At 48.7% G+C, this 25,353-nt stretch carries 27 protein-coding genes and 4 pseudogenes; 9 read left to right on the forward strand and 22 right to left on the reverse strand.

The features are described from left to right. Positions 1-325: 325 nt before the first annotated feature. The 8 genes from G9Q73_RS15070 to G9Q73_RS15105 form a co-directional block, all read right to left on the reverse strand. Positions 326-1,120 (reverse strand): hypothetical protein, encoded by a 795-nt coding sequence (locus tag G9Q73_RS15070; RefSeq protein WP_177420506.1) that lies wholly within the window; start codon positions 1,118-1,120, stop codon positions 326-328. Between the two features lie 120 nt (positions 1,121-1,240). Further along, the gene (locus G9Q73_RS15075; RefSeq protein WP_177420507.1) at positions 1,241-2,122 is read right to left on the reverse strand and encodes a CsgG/HfaB family protein; all 882 of its coding nucleotides are present in this window, start codon (positions 2,120-2,122) and stop codon (positions 1,241-1,243) included. Position 2,123: 1 nt separating this feature from the next. Continuing rightward, entirely contained in the window at positions 2,124-2,525 is a 402-nt protein-coding gene (locus tag G9Q73_RS15080; RefSeq protein ID WP_177420508.1) for a curli assembly protein CsgF, read from the reverse strand. Positions 2,526-2,539: 14 nt separating this feature from the next. Next, positions 2,540-2,962, reverse strand: coding sequence for a CsgE family curli-type amyloid fiber assembly protein (locus G9Q73_RS15085; protein ID WP_177420509.1), 423 nt, complete (start codon positions 2,960-2,962; stop codon positions 2,540-2,542). After that, entirely contained in the window at positions 2,959-3,624 is a 666-nt protein-coding gene (locus G9Q73_RS15090; RefSeq protein WP_177420510.1) for a helix-turn-helix transcriptional regulator, read from the reverse strand. Before G9Q73_RS15090 ends, G9Q73_RS15085 begins: the two co-directional genes overlap by 4 nt. Before the next feature lie 481 nt (positions 3,625-4,105). Beyond that, the gene (locus G9Q73_RS15095; protein WP_177420511.1) at positions 4,106-5,062 is read right to left on the reverse strand and encodes a hypothetical protein; all 957 of its coding nucleotides are present in this window, start codon (positions 5,060-5,062) and stop codon (positions 4,106-4,108) included. Positions 5,063-5,452: 390 nt separating this feature from the next. Further along, complete coding sequence (locus tag G9Q73_RS15100; protein ID WP_177420512.1) at positions 5,453-6,742, reverse strand: substrate-binding domain-containing protein; 1,290 nt, start codon at positions 6,740-6,742, stop codon at positions 5,453-5,455. 211 nt (positions 6,743-6,953) lie between these two features. Beyond that, a complete protein-coding gene (locus tag G9Q73_RS15105; RefSeq protein ID WP_177420513.1) occupies positions 6,954-8,297 on the reverse strand; it encodes a multiheme c-type cytochrome in 1,344 nt (447 codons plus the stop codon). Between the two features lie 181 nt (positions 8,298-8,478). Here G9Q73_RS15105 and G9Q73_RS15110 point away from each other — a divergent pair, with 181 nt between their 5' ends. Continuing rightward, positions 8,479-9,234: a Mut7-C RNAse domain-containing protein gene (locus G9Q73_RS15110; RefSeq protein WP_177420514.1), complete on the forward strand. Its 756-nt coding sequence runs from the start codon at positions 8,479-8,481 to the stop codon at positions 9,232-9,234. 87 nt (positions 9,235-9,321) lie between these two features. Further along, positions 9,322-9,789: a rhodanese-like domain-containing protein gene (locus tag G9Q73_RS15115; RefSeq protein WP_177420515.1), complete on the forward strand. Its 468-nt coding sequence runs from the start codon at positions 9,322-9,324 to the stop codon at positions 9,787-9,789. A 34-nt stretch (positions 9,790-9,823) separates the two neighbouring features. Here the strand turns inward: G9Q73_RS15115 and G9Q73_RS15120 are convergent, their stop codons facing one another. From G9Q73_RS15120 to G9Q73_RS15135, 4 genes are all read right to left on the reverse strand, one after another. Beyond that, a complete protein-coding gene (locus G9Q73_RS15120; protein WP_177420516.1) occupies positions 9,824-10,396 on the reverse strand; it encodes a T3SS effector IpaJ family cysteine protease in 573 nt (190 codons plus the stop codon). Between the two features lie 137 nt (positions 10,397-10,533). Next, positions 10,534-11,169, reverse strand: a complete 636-nt coding sequence (locus G9Q73_RS15125) for a DUF4114 domain-containing protein (RefSeq protein WP_177420517.1) — start codon at positions 11,167-11,169, stop codon at positions 10,534-10,536. 249 nt (positions 11,170-11,418) lie between these two features. Further along, entirely contained in the window at positions 11,419-11,724 is a 306-nt protein-coding gene (locus G9Q73_RS15130) for a C-type lectin-like domain-containing protein (protein WP_177420518.1), read from the reverse strand. A gap of 160 nt (positions 11,725-11,884) precedes the next feature. Continuing rightward, positions 11,885-13,147 carry a PEP-CTERM sorting domain-containing protein gene (locus G9Q73_RS15135; protein ID WP_177420519.1) on the reverse strand — a complete coding sequence of 421 codons (1,263 nt, stop codon included), beginning with the start codon at positions 13,145-13,147 and terminating at the stop codon, positions 11,885-11,887. Positions 13,148-13,842: 695 nt separating this feature from the next. Between G9Q73_RS15135 and G9Q73_RS15140 the strand changes: the two genes are divergently transcribed. Both G9Q73_RS15140 and G9Q73_RS15145 read left to right on the forward strand, forming a co-directional pair. Then, entirely contained in the window at positions 13,843-14,124 is a 282-nt protein-coding gene (locus tag G9Q73_RS15140; protein WP_177420520.1) for a BrnT family toxin, read from the forward strand. Further along, positions 14,117-14,398, forward strand: coding sequence for an antitoxin (locus G9Q73_RS15145; RefSeq protein WP_177420521.1), 282 nt, complete (start codon positions 14,117-14,119; stop codon positions 14,396-14,398). The genes G9Q73_RS15140 and G9Q73_RS15145 overlap by 8 nt, the downstream gene beginning before the upstream one ends. A 48-nt stretch (positions 14,399-14,446) precedes the next feature. Here G9Q73_RS15145 and G9Q73_RS20735 read toward each other — a convergent pair. Both G9Q73_RS20735 and G9Q73_RS20240 read right to left on the reverse strand, forming a co-directional pair. Then, positions 14,447-14,725: pseudogene (locus G9Q73_RS20735) on the reverse strand (AAA-type ATPase lid domain-containing protein); the annotation flags it as partial. Beyond that, positions 14,721-14,978: a response regulator gene (locus G9Q73_RS20240; protein WP_369408962.1), complete on the reverse strand. Its 258-nt coding sequence runs from the start codon at positions 14,976-14,978 to the stop codon at positions 14,721-14,723. The pseudogene G9Q73_RS20735 and the gene G9Q73_RS20240, both read right to left, overlap by 5 nt. Here G9Q73_RS20240 and G9Q73_RS15155 point away from each other — a divergent pair. Beyond that, positions 14,887-15,171, forward strand: coding sequence for a hypothetical protein (locus tag G9Q73_RS15155; RefSeq protein WP_177420522.1), 285 nt, complete (start codon positions 14,887-14,889; stop codon positions 15,169-15,171). The genes G9Q73_RS20240 and G9Q73_RS15155 overlap by 92 nt on opposite strands. Before the next feature lie 46 nt (positions 15,172-15,217). After that, complete coding sequence (locus tag G9Q73_RS15160; RefSeq protein ID WP_177421474.1) at positions 15,218-15,769, forward strand: transposase; 552 nt, start codon at positions 15,218-15,220, stop codon at positions 15,767-15,769. 411 nt (positions 15,770-16,180) lie between these two features. Here G9Q73_RS15160 and G9Q73_RS15165 read toward each other — a convergent pair whose 3' ends face one another. The 3 genes from G9Q73_RS15165 to G9Q73_RS15175 form a co-directional block, all read right to left on the reverse strand. Further along, a complete protein-coding gene (locus tag G9Q73_RS15165) occupies positions 16,181-16,834 on the reverse strand; it encodes a PEP-CTERM sorting domain-containing protein (RefSeq protein WP_177420523.1) in 654 nt (217 codons plus the stop codon). A 57-nt stretch (positions 16,835-16,891) separates the two neighbouring features. Then, positions 16,892-17,683: a PEP-CTERM sorting domain-containing protein gene (locus G9Q73_RS15170; protein WP_177420524.1), complete on the reverse strand. Its 792-nt coding sequence runs from the start codon at positions 17,681-17,683 to the stop codon at positions 16,892-16,894. Positions 17,684-17,850: 167 nt separating this feature from the next. Beyond that, positions 17,851-18,384, reverse strand: coding sequence for a discoidin domain-containing protein (locus tag G9Q73_RS15175; RefSeq protein WP_177420525.1), 534 nt, complete (start codon positions 18,382-18,384; stop codon positions 17,851-17,853). A 551-nt stretch (positions 18,385-18,935) separates the two neighbouring features. Here G9Q73_RS15175 and G9Q73_RS15180 point away from each other — a divergent pair. Further along, positions 18,936-19,691: a transposase gene (locus G9Q73_RS15180; RefSeq protein WP_304956605.1), complete on the forward strand. Its 756-nt coding sequence runs from the start codon at positions 18,936-18,938 to the stop codon at positions 19,689-19,691. Between the two features lie 39 nt (positions 19,692-19,730). Here G9Q73_RS15180 and G9Q73_RS15185 read toward each other — a convergent pair whose 3' ends face one another. Continuing rightward, entirely contained in the window at positions 19,731-20,147 is a 417-nt protein-coding gene (locus G9Q73_RS15185; protein WP_177420526.1) for a hypothetical protein, read from the reverse strand. Positions 20,148-20,206: 59 nt separating this feature from the next. Between G9Q73_RS15185 and G9Q73_RS15190 the strand changes: the two are divergent. Next, positions 20,207-20,806, forward strand: a pseudogene (locus G9Q73_RS15190) (transposase); the annotation flags it as partial. Between the two features lie 363 nt (positions 20,807-21,169). Beyond that, a complete protein-coding gene (locus tag G9Q73_RS15195) occupies positions 21,170-21,766 on the forward strand; it encodes a hypothetical protein (protein WP_177420528.1) in 597 nt (198 codons plus the stop codon). A 153-nt stretch (positions 21,767-21,919) separates the two neighbouring features. On the opposite strand, the gene G9Q73_RS15200 is transcribed toward G9Q73_RS15195, so the two are convergent. The 4 genes and pseudogenes from G9Q73_RS15200 to G9Q73_RS15215 form a co-directional block, all read right to left on the reverse strand. After that, complete coding sequence (locus tag G9Q73_RS15200) at positions 21,920-22,342, reverse strand: SapC family protein (RefSeq protein ID WP_177420529.1); 423 nt, start codon at positions 22,340-22,342, stop codon at positions 21,920-21,922. Positions 22,343-23,637: 1,295 nt separating this feature from the next. Further along, positions 23,638-24,525: pseudogene (locus G9Q73_RS15205) on the reverse strand (sigma-54 interaction domain-containing protein); the annotation flags it as partial. A gap of 268 nt (positions 24,526-24,793) precedes the next feature. Continuing rightward, a pseudogene (locus tag G9Q73_RS19790) lies at positions 24,794-24,961 on the reverse strand (transposase); the annotation flags it as partial. Between the two features lie 89 nt (positions 24,962-25,050). After that, positions 25,051-25,353, reverse strand: a 303-nt coding sequence (locus G9Q73_RS15215; RefSeq protein ID WP_177420531.1) for a PEP-CTERM sorting domain-containing protein, incomplete at its 5' end; no start/stop codon positions are given.

A 25,353-nucleotide genomic window follows, 5' to 3' on the forward strand; every position in this document is an offset into this window, starting at 1 on the left:
TTGCTTTTAATCTCTCACAACAGATTGATGTTGGCATTGATAATTGTCCAGCATCGTAAAAAAAGGACGCAGCGGCTTGGTTTAGGCTGGGTGACCGCTAACCAAGGGTCTGGCATCGAGCCTGATATTGAGAAAGTGCGGTAGCCATGGAGACCCAGATGCCGGCGCGCAGGGAAAGGCGCACTCGTGGACAGTGATAAAAAACGAGGAAGTGGGTGGTGACGGCTGGAAGTCGGAGGTATCAGGAGTAAAGGGTAGTCTATAAGGCTGCTCTATAAGAGAAAAGAATTACCTATAAGGTTGGCGGTTTTTTTGGGAACTTGACTCATTGAATCTGCCTGATCTGCATCGATTGGTTATCGCCAAAAATGCGTACAACAGCATTCAGAAAACTTCCCTGTTGTTCGATACTGGTGAAGTTGTGATCGCCGTGGTGAAGAACCTCAGCCAGGTTGAAGTCGCCGTTCTGTGTGATATCGCAATGATTCCCTGTGCCTGTCTGAATCAGACTGGCTCTGTTTCCGGAACCGTTTTGTAGAATCGCGGCGAGGTTTTCAATGCCATCCTGACTCAGTTCTGCAAAGTTGTTATCACCTGCCTGTGTGAGTATCGCTTCATTGCCTACGCCTGCCTGGGTGATCATGGCAATGTGTTGAACACCGCTCTGGTTGACGGCGAGGCTTTGGTCGATCCCTGCCTGCTCGATGTTCAGTTGCATGGCATTACCGCTGATATCAGCTTCCAGCAAGTTGCTAACGCCTGTCTGATTAATGTCCAGTTTGTGCAGACTCCCTTCGAGCTGCAAATTGGTCTGGTTGGCTGACCCCGATTGGTTGATCTGGATTTGACTCCCATCAGCAACAGATGTGATCACGGCTCCATTGGCACTGTCAGCCTGGATGGCCGCGATAAGATTGCCGTAACCTTGTTGTATCGACTGAAAAATATGGTCTTCGCCGGATTGAGACAGTTCGATATGGTTGCCACCACTCAGTTCAGACTGCGGGTCGAGATCATCAGCGATGACTGGATCCCAGGATAAAGAGAAAATCAGCACTGCCAGCAACAACAGGTGCTGCTGTAGAAGACTTGCCCTGAGGATTAGAGTTTGTGCGCACATCGGCCACTCTCTGTGGACTCCTGCTACAAGTTTGGATCATGGATGGGAGTGCTGCATCAGCAGAAAGTAGGAAATAACTAAAGAATTCTGTCTTGTTTTCTCATACTAAAGTATGAGTCTTCAGGGATTAGTGGACGTAAGCCGAGCTGGAGCATGGGCCTGGCGGTATTTCTTCAGTACCGGGTGATCCATTGCATCTAAATCGCGCAGTTGCCAGAGATTCTTCTTCAGACCATCACTGATAAGATGAATAACCGCAGACTCTATGGCAGATAGTACGCAAAGCTGTGCGGGTTCGTTGGTGGTCATTCCGCCTTCCAGTTCAAGTAGCCTTTTGTATTCGATGAAACGAAAAAGGCCGGACTGAACCTCCTGAGAGAGTATTGTCTTGGATGTCATGACGCTGCTAAGCACCTGTCCTGTGCGAATATCCACAGCGCGCAGGTTGACTGTAACCTGGTCGAGTCGGTATTGCCCGGATACGCCCAACCCAAAGTAGCGCGCGCCAAGTCCACCGGTTCGGATGTTGGAGTCATATGCAATGATTCCACCTTCCAACAGCACATTGGCGGCCAGTAATGAGGGAAGTTGCTCATCATTGTTCTTTGGTGTGTTGTTTTTTTTCAGCGCCGCGCGAATGATCTTTCGTTCAGTCAGCAGGTCCTGAAGGCCCTCTCTCTCAAGCGGGATGAACCAACCGGAATCGCTGAGTACGCTGACCAACATAGCAGTAGCGCCCTGGGTGACTGCGGTGGAGAAGGAACTGGCGGGGGAGGGACGGTATTGCCCCGACTGATCCTTGAAATTGTATACACTGGCGACTATGCGTCCCTTGGGCTTTGGCAGGTTGGTCAGGTCATGATAGGTACTGGCCCGGGGAGTCAGAGTGGTCTCTGATTCATCTGCGGGCATAGTTTCGATGTTCTTCAGACTCATGCATCCCGCAATTCCCAGGCTGAGAAAGGCACAGAATAGAATTGGATGCAGGTGACGCTGGGTCATATCAGTTCTCCGGATCAAGGCCATTCACTTCTATTACGCTGGTGTCGCCAGTAGCTTGATCGGTGATCGAAATCGAAAGGCCTCCATCGCCGTTATCGATGATGTCTACGATATAGTCCTCGGTAACGAGGCTGCCGGTATTGCCAGCCCCCACGTCTGTGAGCAGTTGATTCAGCAAACGCGACTCCAACGCATCAGTAAAACGGTCTAATGCACTGCGCTGGATGTAGCTGGAGGTGCGGGCGTTCGGGTCTTTGAAGGTGTCTTGTGCTTGGGCGTTGTTTAGCAACATACCGCCATTGAGTGTGCTGCCACCGAAGTTTGGGTTGACCGGTTTATAGGTCAGTTCTGAGGCGTTTACAGCCAGTGTCAGGAGTGCAATTGCCAGTATTGAATAACGCATGGGTTTATCTCCGTTCAGAATTCATCCCGCTCCAAGTCAAAGGTGTCGGAGAAAAGCTGCCGAAGCCGGGTTTTTCGTAGCGTTTCATCGACACTGCTGATGGCTTGCCTGGCTGTCTTTTTGATATTGGCTCTGCCTGGGTGAATGAATGTCTTGAAGACGATCTTTCGGTTTGAAGTGATCCATAACAGACTGCCCCAGCGTGCAGAGGGTCGTTCACGCACCACCAGGTTGTAGTCGGCACCGGGGTAGAGACTCTGGCGGAATCGGGTCAGGTGATCGGCGAATTCGTGGCCGGTTCGCGTGATTGTGTGGTCAAGTACCACGCCACTCAGTTCATTTTCGATACGAAAGGCTTCTGTATCGGCCTGCGAACAGACGGTTTGGCTGAACAGGAAAAGATAGAGCAGGATACAGGTTGACTGGATTCTTGTCATACAACACCGGCTTCCAGAAGAGGCTGGATCTGCTGGGTGGAAATACGGTTGAGAGCCTCCAATCGATTATTTGCACCGATCTTTCGGTAGATGTGATAAATGTGACTCTTTACTGTGTGTTCCGAAATTTTGAGCCTATTGGCGATCTGGCTATTACTGAGGCCGGGTGCCATCAAATGCAGGATCTGTTTTTCCCGGGGGGTAAGTGATGTCTGCTCAAAGGCAGATGATTGCGGCTGTCGAAACTGGTCGAGATAGTGATTGATGCTCTGCCTCGGTAGCCAGTATCCGCCAGTGAGTATTTCATTCAGCCCCTGTATGAGCTGCCGCACTGGCGTTCTGATGCTGAAGTAGCCCTTAAACATAGGCCAACTGATCAGCTCAGATGCCAGGGAATCACCCTGCGCGTTCAGTAATGCGGTCACAACTTCGGGTCGGAGTGATTGCAGGTCGGCAAACAGCAGTGGGATATCTTCGACCAGTACGCTACGGCAGTCGAGCAGTAGCAGGCGGTGGGAGGTGGTTAGCTCCTCAATGGTGTTAATGATGTTACAGAGTGTGAGAGATTTAGAAATCCGTTCACACAAAAGTGTGGTTTGCAGATCGGCAACACCCAATAGACCAATCTCAACTCGTTCCCTGAAGGCAGTTTTATTTTTCATTTTTCTGCTCGATAAGGTTTTTAAATCCCTCCATGAATTTTATGCCTATTTGAAGTCTAGATACTTTATGAAAATATACAAGTGACTGTTATAAATAGTGTTTGCAGAAATATCTGGCGGGAGGTGGAATGATAAATTACGCTGATCAGTGGTGAGAAATACCAAAAACAGTAAAGAATAATATTCCTGAATAATCATCGAATTGTCAGGAATAGCTGAGTTCAAATATGAGGTAGGGGTTTAATTCCTATTAGTATTTTTCATGTGTGAATAACTGTTTCACGTTATTCTTAGGTATGAATTGAAATTGAAAAGGTGAGTGACCCACAATACCAATTACATGTTGGATGCGTAGGCACGATCAAGCGCAACGGATCAGGCAATAGACTCAGTAAAAAGATGGCGCCTGATTGCTATGTGAAGGCTCACTCAAAGGCCGGTCGTTTTGCGCAACCGGCATGAAAGAGAACCTGTGTCGATATTACCGCTGGGTTACCTCAGCTGTGTTGCCATCTCCTTCCTGAGTCAGATTCACTACATTGAAGTTACCGGATTGCATAACGGTTGCGGATGAATGTGTCCACTGGTGCAGATCAACTTGGTTATTGTTGCCGGTCTGTTCTACAAACCCGGTGTTGTCACTATTTTGATAGACATTAATCAAGTTGTCGTCACCTATTTGTAACAAGCTTAACTCATTCCTACCACGATGTTGACTGGTGGTGACCCGGTTAAACATACCTTTCTGTGAGAGCAGGAGATGCTGATCTGCACCCCAACTAATGCTTGAGTCCACCCAGTTATCGTCACCATATTGACTGGCTACCAATTCGTTGCGGTAACCGTCCGTGACCTGTGTCTTGAGGTAATTACGGTCACCTGCCTGAACAATGTCTTGATATTCGGCACCGTCCAGATAAGCAAGGATCTCATTTCCCTCGCCATTCTGGATGTAGGTGATGTCGTACGCAATCCCAGTACCATCGGAGGGCCAGCCAAGATAGATTTGATTGTCATTCCCCTCCTGCTTGCTTACAAGGATATGCCCATATTGCATGCCAAAATAGGCTGAATTGTTTTCTCCATTCTGTCTGAAAAAGACATGTGTAACGTCTCCGACCAGATGGCCAAAGTTGCCCTCCCCAATCTGCTCTGCGAAGAGATCTTGGGTGACCATTTCGATTATCAACTCGTTACCAGGGCCAGTCTGGTGAATCTCCTCATAAGCATCCGTCATGCCGGTCTGGTCGATGGTAGCCAGGTTCATATCGCCGGTCTGATAGATGCCGGCGTACGATGTGGTGGCATCTTGCTGAATAATTGTAGCAACGTTGTCGGTGCCATCCTGTTCTACGATGGCAGTGTTACCGTCAGCGATAACTGCCAAAGGCAGCATTAGTCCCACAGTCGCCATGATTTGCAATAGCCTGCTTTTCATTTCGATCCCCTCCACGAATCTCACCCGTGGGTAAACACCAGCGATCCTGATTAAAGTCTGGCAGAAGTGACGGGAATGCCATCGGAAAAAAGGCTGATATTTTCTGAAGATTAGAGCGTAAAGCTCATACTAAAGTATGAGAATCGTGCCATTGACTACATTTTTTGCGTTTCAAACACTTTTTTGGGGCAGTTGGCTTTAGGAATGGATGATGAAACGTCACAATGTCATTGGTCTGTTCCAGATCACTATTACTCCCCTGGAATGCAGGCTAAACCGCAGAAATACAGGCATCGCCAGGGGAGGAGCGCCAAGCGTGTAGGTAAGCGCCAATCGATCCACCGATTTGATCAGTTCGGGTTTGAGTGAGAGACTTTCTGGACTCTAAGCCTACTTTAACCAGAGCTCAACCCGACGATTTTTTGCCTGCCCCAATTCTGACTCATTGGATGCCACTGGAACAGCGTTGCCATATCCACGGCTGGTCACTACCCAAACCCCCTTTTCTCTCAAGTATTTCCCAACCTGGTCAGCTCGTCGGACTGAGCGATTGTAGTTGACCATCGGTATGCCATCCGGTTTTTTCTCGGTGAAGCCGAAAAGCAGGATCCCACTCTTCAGTTTGTTTCTCTCATCCAAATATCGGTAGATACGGTCAGCATCCCGTTTTGCCTTGTTGTCCAGGAAGACTGTGCTTTCAGAAAATCGCATATTGACGGAGAGTCGTTTCGTACCTTGCGCAAGCTTCCTCAACGCTTCCGGATACTGATTGCCCAGTTCAAATGTGCTGGCGAACACTCTCTGTGAAACGAAACCGACCTTTTCTATCACCTCCTGAGCGGCATCGGAACGCGCATATTCGGTGAATTGTTGTGCCAGCGGATTGGCGTCGTCCGGGTTGGGTAGATAGAGGTAGAGTCGGCGAGACAATGCATAGTCTTCAGTTGCGACTGAGAAATTCTTGGGCTCAATGGCCGGCGCCTCCCCATCGGATATCGCCAGGGCATTGGATTGTAGAATGTGGGGCAAGCCGACAAAGCCTATTCCCTCTTTGTCCACCGCAACGCTGTTGGAGAGGTCGGTATTATCTGCAAAACGTTTTGCTTTTTTTGACAATGGAGTCTTTTTCCCCAAGACCAGGCTACGGAAGACATCAAATGTCCCGGATTGGTCATCCCTGGCATACAGATGGATTGCGCCCGGTGCTCTTCCCAGCATTTTCCAGTCGGTTATTTTTCCGGCAAAGATATCCCGAATCTGGGATTTTTTGAGGGTCGACAGGGGATTCTCAGGATGCACGATAACCGCTATGCCATCCAGTGCAATGACATGTTCGTTCTCCAGTGCAGTCATATTTCCGAGTGGCGCGAGTTCCTGGATCTCTTTCTCTTTGATTCGTCGCGACGACATGGCCAGATCCGCCAGGCCACCTTTCAGCCCCTTAAAACCGGTACTCGAGCCATTGGCGATAATCTCGATCCGTATGCTGTCTCCATCGGCTGAATTCGCTTGTACGATGCTTTCCTCTTCCCGTTGCGAAATCCGGATAGACTGATAGCCATTGGTTTTCAGCCAGGCCTTAATCAGTTCGGGAGCAAGTTGGGCGCCGACAGTATTTGATCCATGGATACGCAGCGACAGACTTTTGGCCTCAGCATTAAACAACGAGAACAAAAGCATGAGTAGAACTAACAACCGAAAATGCATAAATTCCCCTTGCAATCAAACTGTTGCATCTTACTGAAGCCAGCATATTCCAGCAAAATCATTTTGACGGAATGAAGAACGATACCAGAACATCTATATCCTGACGATTATGTGGCTATCGTGGTCTACAGGTTATGGGGGATAGATCACGGTTTCCTCTCAGTTCCAGAACGCAAAGAGAGGATCAGTCGGTAATCTCAATGATTCTACTGGCCCTTGCCATCAGCACGCTGTCAGTTGGAGCGATTCCGAGGCGTGTCACGAATCCGGGGGGATAACGGAGATATCGAAGTGTCACTTCGGCCTCCAGGCTACCCGATGCGTCAGCCGGCAGGGTGAAGCGAAACATTTCGCGGCGTACTTCACCGGCCTTCAGCCGATTATCGAAGACCTTGTCCGCAGCCTCCCAGTTATTGAGTGTCTGCTGACCCTCCGTGTCCACGACAATCGCCCGGTAGAGCCGGCTGCCATCTGCGATCTCCGTGCCAAGCAACGCGGCATCGGTGGGGTTCAGCCCAGCAACATCCCAGCGGGTACGCGTATTAGGCTTTGCCTTAAGCTGCCACTCCTGCCCCGAACTCTGATTCCTGAGCCTGACATCCAACCACGCCAGGCGTAATTCGATGGCTCCGGTGGGCATGCTGTGGCCCGCCTCGCTGTTGTCCAGTTCGACGCCGACAAATATCGTTTGACTTGGCTTGGCTTTGCCCGGGAAGCTTTGAACCCGCAATTTGACGGCCCCTTCGAGCTGACTTTTCACATTCGCGCCGGGAAACCGGTGGCTAAACACCTGTTCCCGCGTTGGTGGTGAGATGAGCGTACCGGCGGCGACGGTTCCTGTCTCAAAGACCGGGCTTCCCGCAATTAAGCGGCCAGCGGCACTCATATGACAATCCTGGCACTCGATGCCATTCCTCGACCAGTAGCTAGTCTTCCATTCACTGTAGGTGGTGTGCATTGGCACTCCGTGCCCGTTGGTCGCTTCGTGGCAGACGGCACAGGCCTCGCTCTTGCGTTGAAACGGAGAGTATTCACGGTGCCAATCTGATGCGAACTTCAGGGGGCCATACTTGATTGGGCCGGGCGATGGTATGTAATTGGCATTACCCGGCGCCAAACCCATATGGCCAATAGTGGTATGACAAAAGTCGCAGGTCACTCCGGGCGGATTCTCACCCAGACTGTCGCGGGCAGGCAAACGCTGGTTCTGAGTCAAAAAGGTGGTGGGCGAATGGCAGGCCAGGCATGAGCCTGCTTTATGTGCGGTATCGGGGTCTCCCGCTACTTGGGGAAGCAGCACGTTGTAGACCTGATTCTGGAAAACCGGATTCGCGAATGCTCTGGCGTGCATCGATTGCTCGAATTGGTTGTACAGACGCGCATGGCAGTTCGAACAGACCTTTGAGGACTCATAGGCTCCTGTTTTAACCAGATTAACCGTACCAGCTTGACCGGCGTTCGCCACTGGGGCCAGAAACACTGCCGTCATGAAGGTGATGAACGTGGCACAAAGCAGATTCGACGCCATCTCGCGGATCGACCAAGCGCTGTTGCTGTAAAATCGATATCTGGCCACCATTACCTCTACTAGATTTTTCCATCGAATCTTTTTATTGTAGTAGTTTGCTAGGAATTAAGGGAACGGATTTATTTAATGCCTTCTCCATTGAAAAGCAAATCTGTCCCCTTTTCTGGGCTATTGTGTTGGTATGGCCAACAACTGCGCTACGTTTCGCTTTTACGAAGAACTCAACGACTTTCTCCCCCAGGCGCAACGCAAGAGAGAGATCGTTTACCCATTTCACGATCATCCGGGGATAAAAGATTCCATTGAGGCATTAGACGTTCCCCATAGTGAAGTGGATCTGATTATCGTCAACGGGCAATCGGTTGGGTTTGATTATCCACTACAGGATGGTGATCGCGTAGCCATCTATCCGATGTTTGAGTCCCTTGATATCACCCCTCTGTTGCGACTGCGTCCGCAACCGTTGAGGGTGATTCGCTTTGTTGTAGATGTGAATCTGGGTAAATTGGCTCGAATGCTTCGCTGGTTGGGATTTGATACCCTCTATCGCAATGACTACCAAGACCGGGAGGTCGTTGATATATCAGTCAAGCAGCAGCGTATCATTCTCACACGCGATCGGCGATTGCTACGTGCCAAAGCAGTGACACATGGCTACTGGGTGCGCGAGGTAGATCCAGAGCGTCAGATCAAGGAGATACTCACGCGCTTCGATCTGCGCCGGCAAATCATGCCTTATGCCCGTTGCCAGGAGTGCAATGGCTTGGTCGGCGCCGTCGACAAGGCTTTGGTGCTTACTCAGCTTGAGCCCAAGACCAATCGCTATTACAACAAATTTTACCAATGCGCCGATTGCGGAAAGGTTTATTGGAAGGGGTCACACTATTCTCATATGCAGGAGAAATTACAGCGCCTGCTGGAAGATTCGATGCTATAAGGGGACACCCATCTGCATCGAATACACTTCAATAACGATGAGTAGGTATACTGCCCCCCGAATAGCCAGGATATTCAGGTTAATGTGATGAAAAGATTTATCGATCTGTTGAACGAGTGCCTTCCTGAAGTGGAGGAGATATACCCCTGGGATCTGGATGATCAGATGAAGGAAGGGCTTGATATGCTGGTTGTAGACGTGCGTGAACTCTATGAGTTCGACGTGATGCATATCGAGGATTCCATTAATGTTCCCCGGGGTATACTTGAGTCTGCTGTCGAGTGGGACTACGAGGAGACGGAACCGGATCTGGTGCAGGCACGTGACCGTTACGTGGTTGTCGCCTGTCGTTCAGGCAATCGAAGTCTGTTGGCAGCCAGAACGCTTTCCCTTATGGGCTTTAAAAATGTTGTTAACCTGAAGACGGGACTGCGCGGTTGGAATGACTACGAGTTGCCCTTGGTGGATCAGGCCTATCTGCCGGTAACAATCGGGGAGGGCGATGCCTACCTGGCCAACAAGGTTCTTCCTGAACAACGGCGACCGAAGGAGTAGCAGTGTTTTTCTGTCCACTTTTCTGATGGAGAGTTTAAATACCCAGTGAAATCCACAAACCAACAGGCGTATACGAGGTAGTTCCGAGAGAAGCCCAGTTGTGCAACTTTCCATCTCCAGGATCCATGTACAACCCGTTTTCTCCAAGCGCCAGCCAATGGAATCCACCCCCACCATTATCCACACAGATAGCCTGACAGACACTTGTTGCTGCAGGCGAAAACACGCCTTCCTTCCCGCCGGCACCTAACGTCTGGCAGGCCGACTGTTCATTCTTGAAAAGTGCACCGAAGACAGGATGACTAAGAAGAGGGCATCCCTTCATGAAACCGACGGTTGGTTTCAGCCCGAACTCCGCTGCCACATAGCTCATGGCAGCAGGCAGGTTATTCCCGCCAGGTCCACAACCTGTTATTGCATAGATATTTCGGGCCACTGTAAGGCCGGAAGTCCCTTGATAGATGGCTGATTTTCTGTTGCCATATTTTAAAAAGGTGGTCTTTGAAGCGGGTAACAGATTGAAAGCATCCAGGATAGAAGTCAGTGCATAGGCACCGCACACCATCGACCCACTAGGTTGCGCGTGAAAACCCTTCAAATCAGGCATGGTAAAACCCTCCTTTCTCAAATCATACTGTCTGCCGCCAAATAGTTAAAGGTGAAAAAGGTGACCGGTGAAAAAGGTGACAGATCTAATATCAGCTACTCCCTTCCGAAAAAAATAAATCTGTCCCTTATTTCAACTTATTTCCGGAGACGTCTCCCCAATATCAGATAACCAGTAGAAAACAACAACCAAGCAACAGGTTCGGGTGTTCCAACCGGCTTCGCTCCACGGACCTCAAGAACAAGATCATTGAAGTCGTTGTCAGTAAGATCCTCCCAGGCAAGTATGAAATTGCCTGCGCTTTGGCCGTTGAGAATCTCCCAGGTAACCATGTGGTCACGTACACACGAGTTCCTGTTTTCAATTGAGTTGACTTGAGAGCCGCAGAGATTTGATTCCATACCATACGAAAAGATATCGAAGGGTGATACACCAAGGTCGATAAACATGTCATCAAGTGGGTCTGAGTAAAAGGGGTTTGAAGTTGCCACAAATGTTTCGCGGTAGGGATCTGAAGCAATATTCTCAAACACACCAAAACCTTCTGAAGCATATCCGGTGAATTTTGCCAGCACCCTCGCCTCGACAGTGCTGGCGTCAGCAACCCATAATTGGTCAGAGACACCAAGTGGACGATCATCAATCCTGCGAACATTGGCCAGGCCAAACAATTGGTCGATGATTCCACCTGACGCCTCAATGCTAAGCTCACCAATTGATGCAAGATTGATAGGTGTATTGGTGAAATTTAGTGGCGGTAGATCGATATCCACAAAATGATCTCCAATGGTATCAAATTCGACAACGGTCTTGACTGTGCCCTCGTGATCGCTAACCGAAAAATCGTGCCATTTTCCGCCGGTGAAGTTGAGTGCGCGGGCAACCCTTTCATGGTCGTATTCAGGTTGGCCTGCATCGAAATTGGTAAAGGACCAGTCGCTGAGAGATCCGACTTCCTCACCCGTAACCCATGACCAGCTGTCCGTAACACTGCAGCTATTTGAATATTGATAAGCACCGAGCTAGGTTTGTTGCCAGGAACCGTTGATAAAAGTGTTTTCGACAAAGGCTTGTTCCCCGGCGTCATTGATAGTCAACAGGTGGCCTTTTAATTCAACGCCACCGCCTATATCAAGTGTATAACCGGCTGCTTCTGCCTGGGCAACATCCCACGTTTGATCGTAGTCAGCAATGCCGTAGTAATGCCCATCATGGGTCCAAGTGGTATCTGAAAATGGAATAGCGATAGCAACGCTTGCTGAACAGGAGAAGAGAAGAAAGGACGCCGCTTGTACAAATGATGACTGCATGGTATGTCGATGTTCCATTTCGGATTCCTCCAGGTTTTTGAAGAGGGTATTTCAGATTCACTGAATCTGTTTTCGTTATTCCAATTCAGGACGTGAGTTCGTGTTCTTGGCCTTAGAGCAGCAGCAACGGTTTTGTTCAGTGGGATTAGAACAAATCAGAGTAACAATCTCTCAGTTGTTACTCTGACCCTAAACTCTTCGACCCTAAACTCTTGAACCGTGGTCTGTCCCCTATTATTGTTTTCTTTTTTGTAAGCATAAATCCTGATAGTGCCGTCAGCATGAGCAGTAAGGTTGAGGGTTCAGGTACGTTTGATCGCATTACTAGATAATGGCCGACACCAGGGTCACGCACGTCAAAGCCCCATACATCTTGCTGGACAGGGAAAACATCGGCCTGTCCGCCAGGTGAGTGAATATCCCATGACATGTACATGTTTCCGAGGTCTGCCAATAGGTGACTACCAGTTAGAGGATCGATAATGCCGTCGAGAAGATCTGTCCTCGTGTAACTGTCGGTTTTTCCAAGACGATCGAAGAAGTCCTCCATCGAAGTCCATAGTGGTGAGTCTTGACTGTCAGTGGTATCGCCTGGGTGCAACCCGAAACTGTCCCAGAGATTGAGTACCTCGGCACGGGTAGCATAGCGGAAGTCCCGATGCCAGTTATTACCTACGTGGCCTAAAATATCATTCACGCTTAAGTCGACTGTCTCCAATAGATCTAGCCAGATTAATCCAGTAGCGTGCTCATGAAAAAAATTATTTGAGACAACTTGAGTTGAAATATTAAAATCAAGGCGTTTTGGTTGTAAACTATCGAGGTATAGTAGCTGAGTATAATTTATACTTTGTGTTCCTTGGAAAGATTTTCTAAAAAGTGTGCCAGAATCATGAGAAATTTCATACACAATAGACGCATTCTCATCAGACAATTCACCTGTAATATGAATGTCTAATGATCCCCTAAAGTAATCGTTTGGCTCTTTGGTGGCGTATATTATTGTTGAATTGCCGCTTGAAAAATACGAAGGTAGATTCGGTATTTCTGATCGATGTGAAACATAGGGAGAAAAAATATGCAGAGGACTTGCTGAACGAGTTCCTACTGGAATGCTTGCGCCCCCGCTGGCGGTTCCCCCGCTCGTAGATTCGTTGTTATATGTATCTTTTATGCTGCTAGTTACGTATACAGACACAGTAGGATATTTGCTATCGGATACTTCCTGGTAGTCCGCGTTGTATCCGTCTATCGAATTATATATTTCTGACCATGATGTGGCGCTAGCTGAGATCCAATCATCTGTATGTATATCAGATATATCATATGTTAGTTTGAGTGCTCCATTCGAAATAATATCCGCTTGTACATTCAGTGGTGAAAGACATGCTGCCATCAGGGCAATGGCTACCGTAGTAAATATATTCTGGCTGTTTTCCATAACTTTCCCCTTTTTCTTTCTTAAAGATGATATGGCTGTATTGTTGCCTTTTGCTATCTAAAGCTAATCAGTGATTAGGCTTGTAGGAGGAAGACCGAACCATGATCTTAACAATAAGGGACAGACCACGGTTTTAATAAGGGACAGACCACGGTTTTACTGACCTTTCCCAGTGCAACCTATCCTCCAGTTGATTTCTTCACCTATTAGCAAGCAGATCCAAAAACCACTGTCTGTAACCAGGCAATCCCAATACCAAAAAGACCAACTAAATCAAGGGCGACATAATAGTTGTCGTAAACCCCCCTCAAAAACGCATTTATTAACAACGAGTTGACAATTTAAATCCCGACATTATTTATGTCGTTTTTTGAATCAGAGAAAAGGCGTGGTGTTTGCGAATTTCAGTTTTGTAAAGAATCCCGACAAAACCGGGGTTTTTGATGATCTATGTCAGTTTTTTCTTTGCGGTGTAACATTTCAGAGAGGGACGAAATAGTCTGGAAGGGAACAAAAAGATTGGGAATCAAAGTGTTATCAGATTGCTGGCTTTATTTCAATGTGTAAATAAAACCGACACTTTTATGGATTTTGTCGTGCTGGAGTTTTGCGGGATCCGCTTCGCTTGATCTCTCCTACATTCTTGTTGTTATCTGAGTGAAGACAAAAGGCACACGCCTTGCTATCATTCAAAGGTGAAGACTTTTGCTTGGAATCTGGAAAAGAACGATCTGCTCAAAGAAGAAAGAGGGGTTTCGTTCGAAGAGGTTGTTCTCCATATCCAGCTTGGAAATGAGGTGGACATCTACGACCACCCCAACCAGGGGCGTTATCCAGGCCAGAAGATTTCTGTTGTTGTCATTGAAGGTTACGCATATCTCGTGCCTTTTGTTGAAAATGAAGATGAAATCTTTCTGAAAACTATCATTCCGAGTCGTAAAGCAACTAAGCAATATTCAGGTGATTCCAGTGAGTAAGCTTGATTCTGAAGAGAAAGAGATCCTTGAAGCCTTTGAAAAAGGCGAGCTTAAACGGGCAAAAAATTTCACGCAGGAGATTAAGCAACATAAAGCTGTTGCTGAGGCGACATTTAAGAAAGATGCACGTATCAACATCCGTCTATCTTCCCGGGATCTTCGCTCGTTGCAGGTACGGGCTTTAAAGGAAGGTATTCCATACCAAACATTGGTATCCAGCGTTTTGCATAAGTTCGTTGATGGTCAGTTGGTGGATAAATCAGCTAACGAATAACTCATGTAGGTTGGTGGATAATCCCCCCTACATTCTTACGCAATACGCCTACCGCTTCGGCCTGGGTATCCCCAGCCGTTGTTTTCTCTCCCACAGTGCCTTACGACTGATGCCAAGTTTTATTGCCAGTTCTGTCTCGGTCATGCTTTCCTGATGTTGTAGGACGAATTGCCGGAAATAGTCTTCCAGTGAGAGACCTTCGGATGGAGAGTCTGCAGCCTCTGTGTCCGGGGAGGTGTCGATGGCAAGCAGATCAGGTGTGATGAGATTGTTCTCACACAGGATTACTGCTCGTTCGATTGCGTTCTCCAGTTCCCGGACATTACCCGCCAGGGATAGCTGGTGATGGTTGCCGCAGTTGTTTGGCGTGTTTAAGGATGCGCTTCACCAGTAGCAGCAACTCTTCGTGATCGAAGGGTTTGGCGATGTAGTCCACCGCGCCGCGCTTCATGGCATCCACAGCTGCCTGTACGCTGACGTAGCTGGTCATGATCAGTACCGGCACGGGTGCAGCCGGTTTGATCAGTTCGACGCTGGCCAGACCGGGCAGACGAACGTCGGCGATGATTGGTCGACAGATCGATCAGCGGCTTCCCGATGAGTGGCGGTGGCAGGGCCGCCGGGTACGATTGGTTGATGGCACCACCGTCACCATGCCAGACACCCCTGAAAATCAAGCAGTCTATCCTCAACTACGGGGACAAAAAGAGGGGCTGGGCTTTCCAATTGTCGACTGGTCGGCATTACCTGCTTGTCCAGCGGTGCCTTGCTGAATGCAGTAGTTGGCCGCTTCAATGGTAAGGGTGGCGATGAACGACGCTGCTACGCTCCATCCAGGAAACCCTTGAGCCTGGCGACATTTTCATTGGTGACGCATTCTTTCCGACCTTCTTCTTCATTGCCGCCATGCAGGAGCAAGGCGTCGATATCCTGATGGAGCAACTGGGCGCTAGAAAGCGTGTAACCGACATCCGTTGCGGGAAGAAGCTTGGGCAACGTGACCACCTGATCAGCATCAAAAAGCCAAAACGAAAACTCGACTGGTTGAATGAAACAGCCTACCAGGCAGCACCAGAAATCATCACGGTGCGAGAGATCAATGCAGGCGGCAAGGTTAGGGTAATCACGATGAACTGTCCCAAAGCGGATCAGAAAGCACTCTACAAACAACGCTGGTCTGTAGAGCTGGACATTCTCCATATCAAGGAAACAATGGGGATGAATATCCTCAGCTGCAAGACGGCAGACATGGTTCTCAAGGAGATCTGGGTGTATCTGCTGGCTTACAATCTGGTCCGGCTCCTCATGGTGCAAGCTGCCTTATCAGCAGACATCATGCCGAGAGAAATCAGCTTCAAGCACTGTCTGTAATTGTGGTTGCTGTGGTGCGAAAGAGTGGACACGTCGGATAGTGAACAGCTACACATGCTATGCGTATTAATGGCCCATCAGCGCGTTGGAAATCGTCCTGGGAGAATCGAGCCAAGAGCTGTGAAACGAGGACCAAAACCCTATCCTTTACTTACCGCTCCAAGACATCAAGCGCGGGTAAATGCGCGGGAATTTGGCCACCCGAAAAAGCTTAAATAAGTGCCGTTTGGCTTAACTGGGTGTAACAATATCCTTGACCACGTCAAAGCTCTGCAGGTGATATGCTGGCCTTGAGTGTGCGCCTGTTTGCTACGGGCTGGCAGGTAAAGCACAATATTGATGGCAGTATCTATGTCTATTTTCGAGAGTGGAAAATGCCACATCCAGCCCCAGTCGAAGCGTCCTCTGGGATCAACGCCTGATCCCGGAGTTTGGGGCGCGACGAGCGAAACCCAGACCGCCCAGACTGAGTGCCAGTAATGCGAGTGTTGAGGGCTCGGGGACATCGACTTGGCGATATAGGAAATGTCCAATGTTATGGTGTGGATCGGATACGGTATCGCGGTGGTTGATTTGAGCGTAGTCCACCTTATTTGCCGCGTGGAAGTCTGAGATTTTTGCCACGGTTCCGGTACCGGGGATGGGGAACAGTTCGCGGGTGAACCCCACAGATTGAGTGTATCTCGATACTGCGCGCGTAATGCCGAGCGAAGCGACGGCGGCCGGAGCCCAAGCCGAATTATTGTCCACATGATAATACACACCGGAAGCTGGAATGGGTGCCCCTATCAGTTCGGTGAAGAGGGTACTGACATCATCCTGTGATGCCCAAGTCCAGCCTGTCATGTCAATGCTGATGCCATCGATGTTGGTAACTGATCCAAAACACGCAAACGTTGTGTCATTACATACACTGTCAACCTGATTCCAGGTTAGATTGGTCGTATCCGTTAGGCTACGCCACTCGTTATCTGATGCATCAATGTAACCAGCATGGGCAGTGGTTACGCCAACAAAAATGAGATAAAGGCCAAGGGCGAGTGCCGACTTCATGATTTGATTCACGCTTAAAATCCTCTCACCAATTGCTCGCTAAACTTATACCTAATTAATGCTAAATGCTCAGCTATTTCGCCTCTTTGCTATGAGTAAAGCACTCATGGAAAGCAGCAACAAGTACAGAGTCGAAGGCTCAGGTACCGATGTAATTGTCGCCCGATCATCGAAATAAAACCACAGTGATACATCCTCATCTGAGGGGCCATAGTCTCCGGCGATAGCGTAGAGCTGGTACTGGTGCCCCGCCAGCAATGTAAGCGTATGTTCAACGCCCCAGCCACCGGCTACATCCAGCACCATAGAAGAACTGGTTACATCAAAAAGACGCACTTCTGCAACAGAGTCGGTGTGGGCTGGTGGAGGCGTTCCACCCGGATATACTTCATTCAGTAGCCGGGTTCTGAAATCCGCGTCTTCGTTTAACACGTTGAATACCCACGATGTCGATGCTTCGCCCCTAACACTGGTGACTGACGTTAACGGATTGAAGGGACCAGAACCACTAAAGGGGTAATCATCAGCCTCGGCATCCAGGTTAAATCCATTCGTACCAGAGGACGAACCAGAGCCATTTGCATCGATAACATAATTTTCATTTTCGGAAGGACTGTAATAAAACTCCGTATAAGAGACAGTGGCGCCGCTGCCCAGCAACGATCCTGTCGCGCTGTCTGAATGAATGGTCGTACCCGATCTGGATTCAGTTTCTACATAGTAACTGACATCCAGGCTCTCTGATAATACTTGGATAATGGGGGTTGCCTGGGTTTGTGCTACAAGACCAAGCAACAAACACGTGGCAAGAAATATTGATTTTTGTGTGCAACAATTCATCTGCGCATCCTCCTCTGTCATTTTTTCGGCTTGTATATTCTGCTTTTCACTTCAAGAATACCGTGGTCTGTCCCCTATTGTTTTCTATTGTTTTCCCAATAGGGGGACAGACAATGGTTTTTCCAAGGAAACCGGGGACTGAGGGGACAGAGCCATGGTCTGTAACCTATTGTCCACTATCAATTTGTTTATGCTTGTTTCATCTTGCGGCTGGTAAAGCCAAGCCCAACTAGAGCTAGGCCCATTAGAGCAAGAGTGGAAGGTTCGGGTACCTCGGCCAAGATTTCAATCTCATTCCAAGCAACCCAGCTAGGGCTGGTTGTGGTAGTGATCCTTACAGTTTGGGCGCTGGTTGCAGTGGCATAAGTATGGTTTAAGATGTCACCATCACTAGTAAATCCAATCCAAGAGAAGTCAGATGCACCATCCAAAGTGACGTCATGTTGGGTTCCCCCAGCCGGGGTCTGTGCAACCCAGGCTCTAATTTCTACAATCTGGTATACGGAACCAAGATCAATTTCAATCCATTGTGTTGGCCACGAGCCTGCATTCCACAGAGTGCTAGTGTTGCCATCAATTGCGAGATCAGGTGTGTTTGTAAGATATGTTCCACTCGCCGTTGCTGTTCCCCCGGGTGCGACATTAATGAGTGCCGCGTGCGCATTGCTTACGCTGAGAAGCATGAAAATGGTGACGATGATAAGCATTTTTAACTGCGCCATGATTTTACCCTTACTATAGTTTTTGGACATAAATGGGAACAGACCACGGTTTTACTGACCTTTCCCCGTGCAACCTACCCTTGAGTTTGATCTCTTCACCTAGTAGTAAATGATTCTGAACACCACTGTCTGTAACCATGCAATGTTAATACCAAAAAGACCAACTTATTTGAGGGTGACATAATAGTTGTCGTAAACCCCCCTTAAAAACGCATCGATTATCAACGTGTTAAGAAATCAAATTCAGACATTATTTATGTCGTTTTTTGAAACAGAGAAAAGGCGTGATGTTTACGCATTTCGGTATTGTAAAGAAATCCGACAAAATCTGTATTATTGATGATCTATGTCAGGTCTTTCTGTAGTTGTGGGTATTGCAAATGTTGTATAGAGCTAATTATAAAAGAATAAAGTGTTTGTAAATCAATCTGTTATGATGTTTTTGGCTGATATGGCGAGTGTAAATAACACCGACAGTGTTTTGGTGGGTCTGCTTTGCTTGATTCCCTCTCCCTCTATCGGGGACAGACCACGGTTTCCTTGCTAATCTTATGAGCAGACAACTGATCAAGGATGATCTCAATATGCCAAGAAGACCCCGCATTACTCTTGCCGGCGTACCACACCACCTGATCCAGCGTGGGAATAATCGCCAAGCCTGTTTCTTTTCTAATGATGATTACCAAACGTACCTACACTGGCTAAAGGAGTACGCAGATAAACACGATTGTGCTGTTCATGCCTATGTGTTGATGACCAATCATGTTCATCTGCTCATCACGCCTTCAACCTCGGGCGCTGCTGGTCAACTAATGAAACAGCTTGGTCAGCGTTATGTTCAGTATGTCAATCGAACCTATCGGCGTAGTGGTACTCTATGGGAGGGTCGTTTTCGTTCGTGCTTGACTCAGGAAAAGGCGTACGTCCTTAGCTGCTACCGTTACATTGAGCTGAATCCTATTCGGGCGAACATGGTCGGGCACCCGGCAGAATATCCATGGTCGAGTTATCGTGTCAACGCACAGGGCGAGGTGTCTGATCTGTTAACACCTCACTCGCTTTACACTGCTTTGAGTACAGACGATATGGCAAGACAAACTGCATACAGAGAACTGTTTCGTTTTCAGCTTGACCCGATGATGGTTGATGATATTCGTTTGGCGACGACTGGAAACTATGCTTTGGGTAGTTCACAGTTCCAGGCACAAATTGCCGCTGCTTTGGGGAGACGGGTGACTCCAGGCAAATCTGGACGGCCGGGAAAGAAGAGAGAGCCGGAATCGAAGGATTTGTTTAGCGGAGATTGAGGATAGGGGACAGAACCGTGGTCTGTCCCCTATTAACTCTTATGTCGATGCTTCGCCCCTAACACTGGTGACTGACGTTAACGGATTGAAGGGACCAGAACCACTAAAGGGGTAATCATCAGCCTCGGCATCCAGGTTAAATCCGTTCGTACCAGAGGAAGAACCAGAGCCATTTGCATCGATAACATAATTTTCATTTTCGGAAGGACTGTAATAAAACTCCGTATAAGAGACAGAGGCGCCGCTGCCCAGCAACGATCCTGTCATGCTGTCTGAATGAATGGTCGTTCCCGATGCGGATTCAGTTTCCACATAGTAACTGACATCCAAGCTCTCTGATAATACTTGGATAATGGGGGTTGCCTGGGTTTGTGCTACAAGACCAAGCAACAAACACGTGGCAAGAAATATTGATTTTTGCGTGCAACAATTCATCTGCGCATCCTCCTCGGGCATTTTTTCGGCTTGTATATTCTGCTTTTCACTTCAAGAATACCGTGGTCTGTCCCCTATTATTATTGTCTCTGAAGAAACCGAAGAAAAAGCCTGACTGGATGAGCCAGGAGGCATTCGATCAGGCGCCAGAGACACTGACAGTGCGAGAATTATATACGGGTGGAAAGCTACTTGTGACGACGCTGACTTGCCCCAAGGACACGAGCAAAGCAGCCCTGAAAGCACTCTATCGAGACCGCTGGCATGTCGAGTTGGATTTGCGCAACATCAAGACCACCCTGGGCATGGAGACGCTGAGTTGCCGCACACCGGCTATGGCGAAAAAGGAGATCTGGGTCTATCTGTTGGCCTATAATCTAATCAGACTTCTGATGGCTCAGGCCGCTCAGTTGGCCGACCTGCTACCCCGCCAACTGAGTTTCAAGCACACATTGCAGTTGTGGTTTTCCTGGAGGCAGAGCGATCCTGGAAATTACGATGATGAAAAACTTGGCCGTCTGTTCATTCTGATTGCACAACAGCAAGTTGGGAAGCGACCAGGACGCATTGAACCGAGGGCGCTCAAACGACGACCGAAACCCTTTCCTCTACTCGTTAAACCCAGGCATGCAGCGAGGGAGGAAGTCAGGAAAAATGGACATCCCAAAAAGCTTAAGTAAGTGCCATTCTACTCTGACCCTAAACATCGTAAACATCCGCTGACCCTAAGCATCCAGAGGAAACTAATCATGGGATTTAAGCAATGCAGCAGTTGCAAAGGTTACTACAACGCAAATCGCGGTGGTTGCATCAATCCAGAGTGTACAGCGTGTGACAGAGCTCGAACCGCCAACCTCATTAGCACTCCAGTCATTCCGAAAGCGAAACCCAGGAGGCCAGTCACAAAGCCGTGGGTGAAGCCAAAACCCAAGAGGCCGGACACGAAGCCTTCGATAAAAAAGAAACCTCGACCTGCCAGTGGAATTGGAACTCCACCCAAGCTAGCCGGCCCTTCGCCGGTCGTTGTGCTCAAATCCGACACCATGGCAGAATCTGAACTACAGCGAAGCGATATTGGATACCACAACATCTATCGAGGGGACACCAGAACGCCCTCACAGTTAACAGCCTATGACGGATTCACCGCCTGGGTGGAGTTGAGCAAAGAGCAAGCGAGAAATGTCATCAGACGTAGCCAAGGGCAGAACTTCAATCTCAAATTGCCTAAGGAAGCAAAAAGATTGGAAGATGCTTTCAACAGAAACATGAATCTCAATCTGTTGACCCTAGGGCGTCAGATCAAGCTGGAGAAAGCGGGGGATACCTTCCATGTCTCAACCGACCCGACAGAAGGCTGCGGAGGCTATGCTAGCGGGTACATCTATGCCATGAAGTTCAAGACGTTGTACTTGATCGACAAAGCCGGGAACGTGTCGACAGGTTCGCTCAAGGACGTCAGAGGGATCAACCCCAAACTCGTTCTCGATACCCCTTCCTTGTCAAATGCAAATATCATCGGACTGGCCATACCGGGGCAAGCGGGAGTGGAAGTTGCATTCTTGACGAAGATACCAATGAAAAACATCTACAAGTACCGGATACCGCAGGGTCAGGGATGGAATTATTTGGAGTCAGAGTAGTTTCGTAGCAGGGACGGTGGTTACTCGACTCCCCTACACAGACCTGGACATGCTACGTTAAAGTGGACAGACGCTCTACCCAATCGAATAGGTCCGGCTTTAGCCGGACAATCCGGGCTGAAGTGGACCTACATTCAATCGAACAGGACTCATTCAGGAACCCGTATCAGTCGCCGCAAACCGCTGCATCAGACTATTGAAATTATCCAGAGAAGCGAGATGGATATAGATCCACTCCAACTCATCATTTTTAGCCAACTTTCCGATCACCTCTGCATCGAGATTTTTTAGCCGATCACGGTTGACCGTATAGAACCCTGTCAGCGACATCTTGACACCGCTGTCCAACTCCACATTGGCGTGCATCGGTTCCAGCAGATCCAATTCCTTCAGATGGTTTGAAAAGGTCTGCGAACGTTGGGACTCCACCTGATACTGCTGCAGAAAACCCACCATCCGCTGCAGGTAGACACTCTGACTGCCATCCTCCTCGAACAGCCGTTCTCCCCGGCCATCCTGATTTACACCTTGCGTTACAGCCTGGGTGAAGAGATCGCCCATGTTGTTAACGCCCATGGCGTGGGTATCCCTTCCAGTATTGCGGCCGGTTAATCCTGGTGGCGTTCGTCATAAGCGACGCCTGGCACATCATCAGCAGCACTATCTATGGCGTCACTCTGATCCTCTGCTACACTGCCTCGACGCTATATCACGGTATGCGTAGGCATAGCCGCTGCTGCCCTTTGCTAAGCTTAGCCTGTGATCTGCTGTTGTTGTAGAAAGGCTCACTGTCGTGGCGGGGATCGCCATTCCAGGGGTCCAGATAGATGTAAAATTTCTCCTTCATGTAATCGTCGAGGTCTTCTCCCCATAGCTTTGGCTGTCTGTGATCAATCTGAGTCCTTGGATTTTAGGTTTTGCCTCGCCTGACCGGTGATATTCCTAGATTCATTGGTTACGATCATCTGAATCCAGTGAAAGGAAGTCAGACACTCTCCTTCAGGACACTTGAAACTGGGATCGAGCTGAAACCCGCCATCGATTCCGGTCCCCGACCAACTGCCGGATGACCAGGGAGCGTATACATCGATATTGATCTTTCCAATTGAGGAGACAGTGAACGTATAAAGCGGTTTTCCGGAAGCCTGGAAAGAAGCCACCGTGCAAAAAAGAACGATGCAGATAAGCATCAAACGATTATTTGGTGAAGTTCTCATCGAACCAATCTCGGTCAACATGCTGCAAAAGAATACAAAAGAATAATAGGGGACAGACCACATTTTTCTGCCACTTACCTATCGCAACAGCCCTCGAATCCATTACGTTGCCTTTTCACAAACAGACTCTGGAAGCCACTATCTGTAACCATGCAATCCCAATACCAAAAAGATCAACTAAATCTAGGGCGACATAATAGTTGTCGTAAATCCCCCTCAAAAACACATTCATTAACAACGTGTTAACAAATCAAAATCCGACATTATTTATGTCGTTTTTTGAAACAGAGAAAAGACGTGATGTTTACGAATTCCAGTTTCGTAAAGAAACCCGACAAAAACGGGGTTTTTGATGATCTATGTCAGGTTTTTCTTTTCGGGGTAACATTTCAGAGAGGGATGAAATGTTCAGGAAGAGAATAAAACGCCTGGGAATCAAAGTGTTACCAGATTTCTGGCTTTAGATGGATGTGTAAATAAAACCGACACTATTTTAAATTTTGTCATGTTTTAGTGGATCCGCTTCGCTTGATCCCCCCTACATTCCCGGCAGAGGTTGGGCAGCAGCAATCATGGTGCGCGCGGCGCACCCTACGTTTCTCATATTCAGAGAAGGACTATCATCACGAACGCCGAAGCTTGAGTTGTAAATGGTCATCGCTTCGGCCTCGGTATCCCCAGCCGCTGCCTTCTCTCCCATAGTGCCTTACGGCTGATGCCGAGTTTTTTGGACAGTTCGGTCTCGGTCATGCCTTTCTGATGTTGCAGGACGAACTGCCGGAAATAGTCCTCCAGAGAAAGATCTTCAGATGGAGAGGTTGTAGCCGGGGAGGCGTCGATGGCAAGCAGATCGGGTGTGATGAGATTGTTCTCACAAAGAATTACCGCACGTTCGATGGCATTCTCCAGTTCCCGGACATTACCCGGCCAGGCATAACTGGTGATGGCGTTGAGTGTCTCCTGAGTGAGTTCCATCGTGGTGTGGTTGAGTTGTTTGCAGATCTTTTGCAGCAGGAATACGGAGAGTTTGATGATGTCCCGTCCCCGTTCACGCAGAGGCGGCAGATTGAGCTCCATCACCCGCAGGCGGAAGTAGAGGTCGCTGCGAAATTCTCCCTCCTGCACCCGCTGTTTGAGATCCTGGTGGGTGGCGGCGATGAGACGAATATCCACCTGTTTCGACCGCTCGGAACCGACGGGTTTGATCTCGCCATTCTGCAGTACCCGCAGCAGCCGTGCCTGAGCGGCTGCCGGCAGTTCGCCGATCTCGTCAAGAAAGAGGGTGCCCCCATCGGCGCTTTCGATCAGCCCAGTGTGTGCGGTATCAGCACCGATGAAGGCGCCTTTCTCGTGACCGAAGAGTTCTGATTCGATCAGCGCTTCTGGGATGGCAGCGCAGTTGACGGTGATGATAGGCGCGTCGTTGCGTCTGCTCTGTTCGTGCAGGGCGTGGGCTACAAGTTCCTTTCCGGTGCCTGATTCACCCAGAATCAGGGTGGTGGTATCGGTCGGTGCGACTTTGCTGATGCGGCGGCAGATCTCGAGAGTTTGGGGTCAGAGTAAGAACTCTTAATTCTTTCATGAAGTTTTTACTCTGACCCTAAACTCTATTATTCCTCTTTGGGGAGACGGGTGACTCCAGGCAAATCTGGACGGCCGGGAAAGAGGAGTGAGCTGGAATCGAAGGATTTGTTTAGCGGAGGTTGAGGATAGGGGACAGAACCGTGGTCTGTCCCCTATCAGAACCGAACCGTGGTCTGTCCCCTATTACTGAAGTACTAAACTCCTTATCTACTCTGACCCTAAACTCCTGAAATGCCTGCCCATCTTCTACCTGATGTTCTTTCACCCAACGCCCCAGCATTTGGGCATTGATACCCAGACTGTTTGCTGCTTCCCTTCGAGTATATTCCTGCTCAAGAACCAGACTGACCGCATCTAGCTTGAATTCCTTCGAATATTTCTTTCGTTCTTTCATTTCTCTACCTCAGTTAAGTTAATGATGCTTAACTGGGGTGTACAAGTCCATTAGACCACTTCAGTCTGTCCCTATTATTCTTTGCTAGATCAAAGTGACCCTCTTCGCCTATAAGCTAACATAACTAGACCAATACTCATCAACATTAAGGTGGATGGCTCAGGTACTTTGCAGCATGCATTAGAGACAACCTGATAGTTCGGATGTCCTAGCTGGACCATCTTTTTCAATGTGCCAGACGTGGCAGAAAATGTAGGTACTTTTGCAACCGGTGGATCGCTCTTCAATCGCTCCCACCCCCACAATACCGAACCCAAATAAGAAATTGTGTTATCGTAGGCGCATACGAGCGCCATTTCGGCCGACCATTCCAATGGGTGCTTGACGTTGTT

The organism is endosymbiont of Lamellibrachia barhami, from assembly GCF_011947365.2.
In the GTDB taxonomy this organism is placed as follows: domain Bacteria; phylum Pseudomonadota; class Gammaproteobacteria; order Chromatiales; family Chromatiaceae; genus QGON01.

Coding starts and splice junctions, on each gene's coding strand:
- G9Q73_RS15130 (WP_177420518.1), bottom strand. CDS start 11,724: ATGGAACATCGACATACCATGCAGTCATCATTTGTACAAGCGGCGTCC.
- G9Q73_RS15120 (WP_177420516.1), bottom strand. CDS start 10,396: ATGCCTGATTTGAAGGGTTTTCACGCGCAACCTAGTGGGTCGATGGTG.
- G9Q73_RS15095 (WP_177420511.1), bottom strand. CDS start 5,062: ATGAAAAGCAGGCTATTGCAAATCATGGCGACTGTGGGACTAATGCTG.
- G9Q73_RS15085 (WP_177420509.1), bottom strand. CDS start 2,962: ATGACAAGAATCCAGTCAACCTGTATCCTGCTCTATCTTTTCCTGTTC.
- G9Q73_RS15105 (WP_177420513.1), bottom strand. CDS start 8,297: ATGGCGTCGAATCTGCTTTGTGCCACGTTCATCACCTTCATGACGGCA.
- G9Q73_RS15115 (WP_177420515.1), top strand. CDS start 9,322: ATGAAAAGATTTATCGATCTGTTGAACGAGTGCCTTCCTGAAGTGGAG.
- G9Q73_RS15155 (WP_177420522.1), top strand. CDS start 14,887: ATGATCAGTACCGGCACGGGTGCAGCCGGTTTGATCAGTTCGACGCTG.
- G9Q73_RS15100 (WP_177420512.1), bottom strand. CDS start 6,742: ATGCTTTTGTTCTCGTTGTTTAATGCTGAGGCCAAAAGTCTGTCGCTG.
- G9Q73_RS15110 (WP_177420514.1), top strand. CDS start 8,479: ATGGCCAACAACTGCGCTACGTTTCGCTTTTACGAAGAACTCAACGAC.
- G9Q73_RS15075 (WP_177420507.1), bottom strand. CDS start 2,122: ATGACCCAGCGTCACCTGCATCCAATTCTATTCTGTGCCTTTCTCAGC.
- G9Q73_RS15090 (WP_177420510.1), bottom strand. CDS start 3,624: ATGAAAAATAAAACTGCCTTCAGGGAACGAGTTGAGATTGGTCTATTG.
- G9Q73_RS15070 (WP_177420506.1), bottom strand. CDS start 1,120: ATGTGCGCACAAACTCTAATCCTCAGGGCAAGTCTTCTACAGCAGCAC.
- G9Q73_RS15195 (WP_177420528.1), top strand. CDS start 21,170: ATGGCAGAATCTGAACTACAGCGAAGCGATATTGGATACCACAACATC.
- G9Q73_RS15175 (WP_177420525.1), bottom strand. CDS start 18,384: ATGGCGCAGTTAAAAATGCTTATCATCGTCACCATTTTCATGCTTCTC.
- G9Q73_RS15080 (WP_177420508.1), bottom strand. CDS start 2,525: ATGCGTTATTCAATACTGGCAATTGCACTCCTGACACTGGCTGTAAAC.
- G9Q73_RS15180 (WP_304956605.1), top strand. CDS start 18,936: ATGAGCAGACAACTGATCAAGGATGATCTCAATATGCCAAGAAGACCC.
- G9Q73_RS15170 (WP_177420524.1), bottom strand. CDS start 17,683: ATGACAGAGGAGGATGCGCAGATGAATTGTTGCACACAAAAATCAATA.
- G9Q73_RS15200 (WP_177420529.1), bottom strand. CDS start 22,342: ATGGGCGTTAACAACATGGGCGATCTCTTCACCCAGGCTGTAACGCAA.
- G9Q73_RS15135 (WP_177420519.1), bottom strand. CDS start 13,147: ATGGAAAACAGCCAGAATATATTTACTACGGTAGCCATTGCCCTGATG.
- G9Q73_RS15185 (WP_177420526.1), bottom strand. CDS start 20,147: ATGCCCGAGGAGGATGCGCAGATGAATTGTTGCACGCAAAAATCAATA.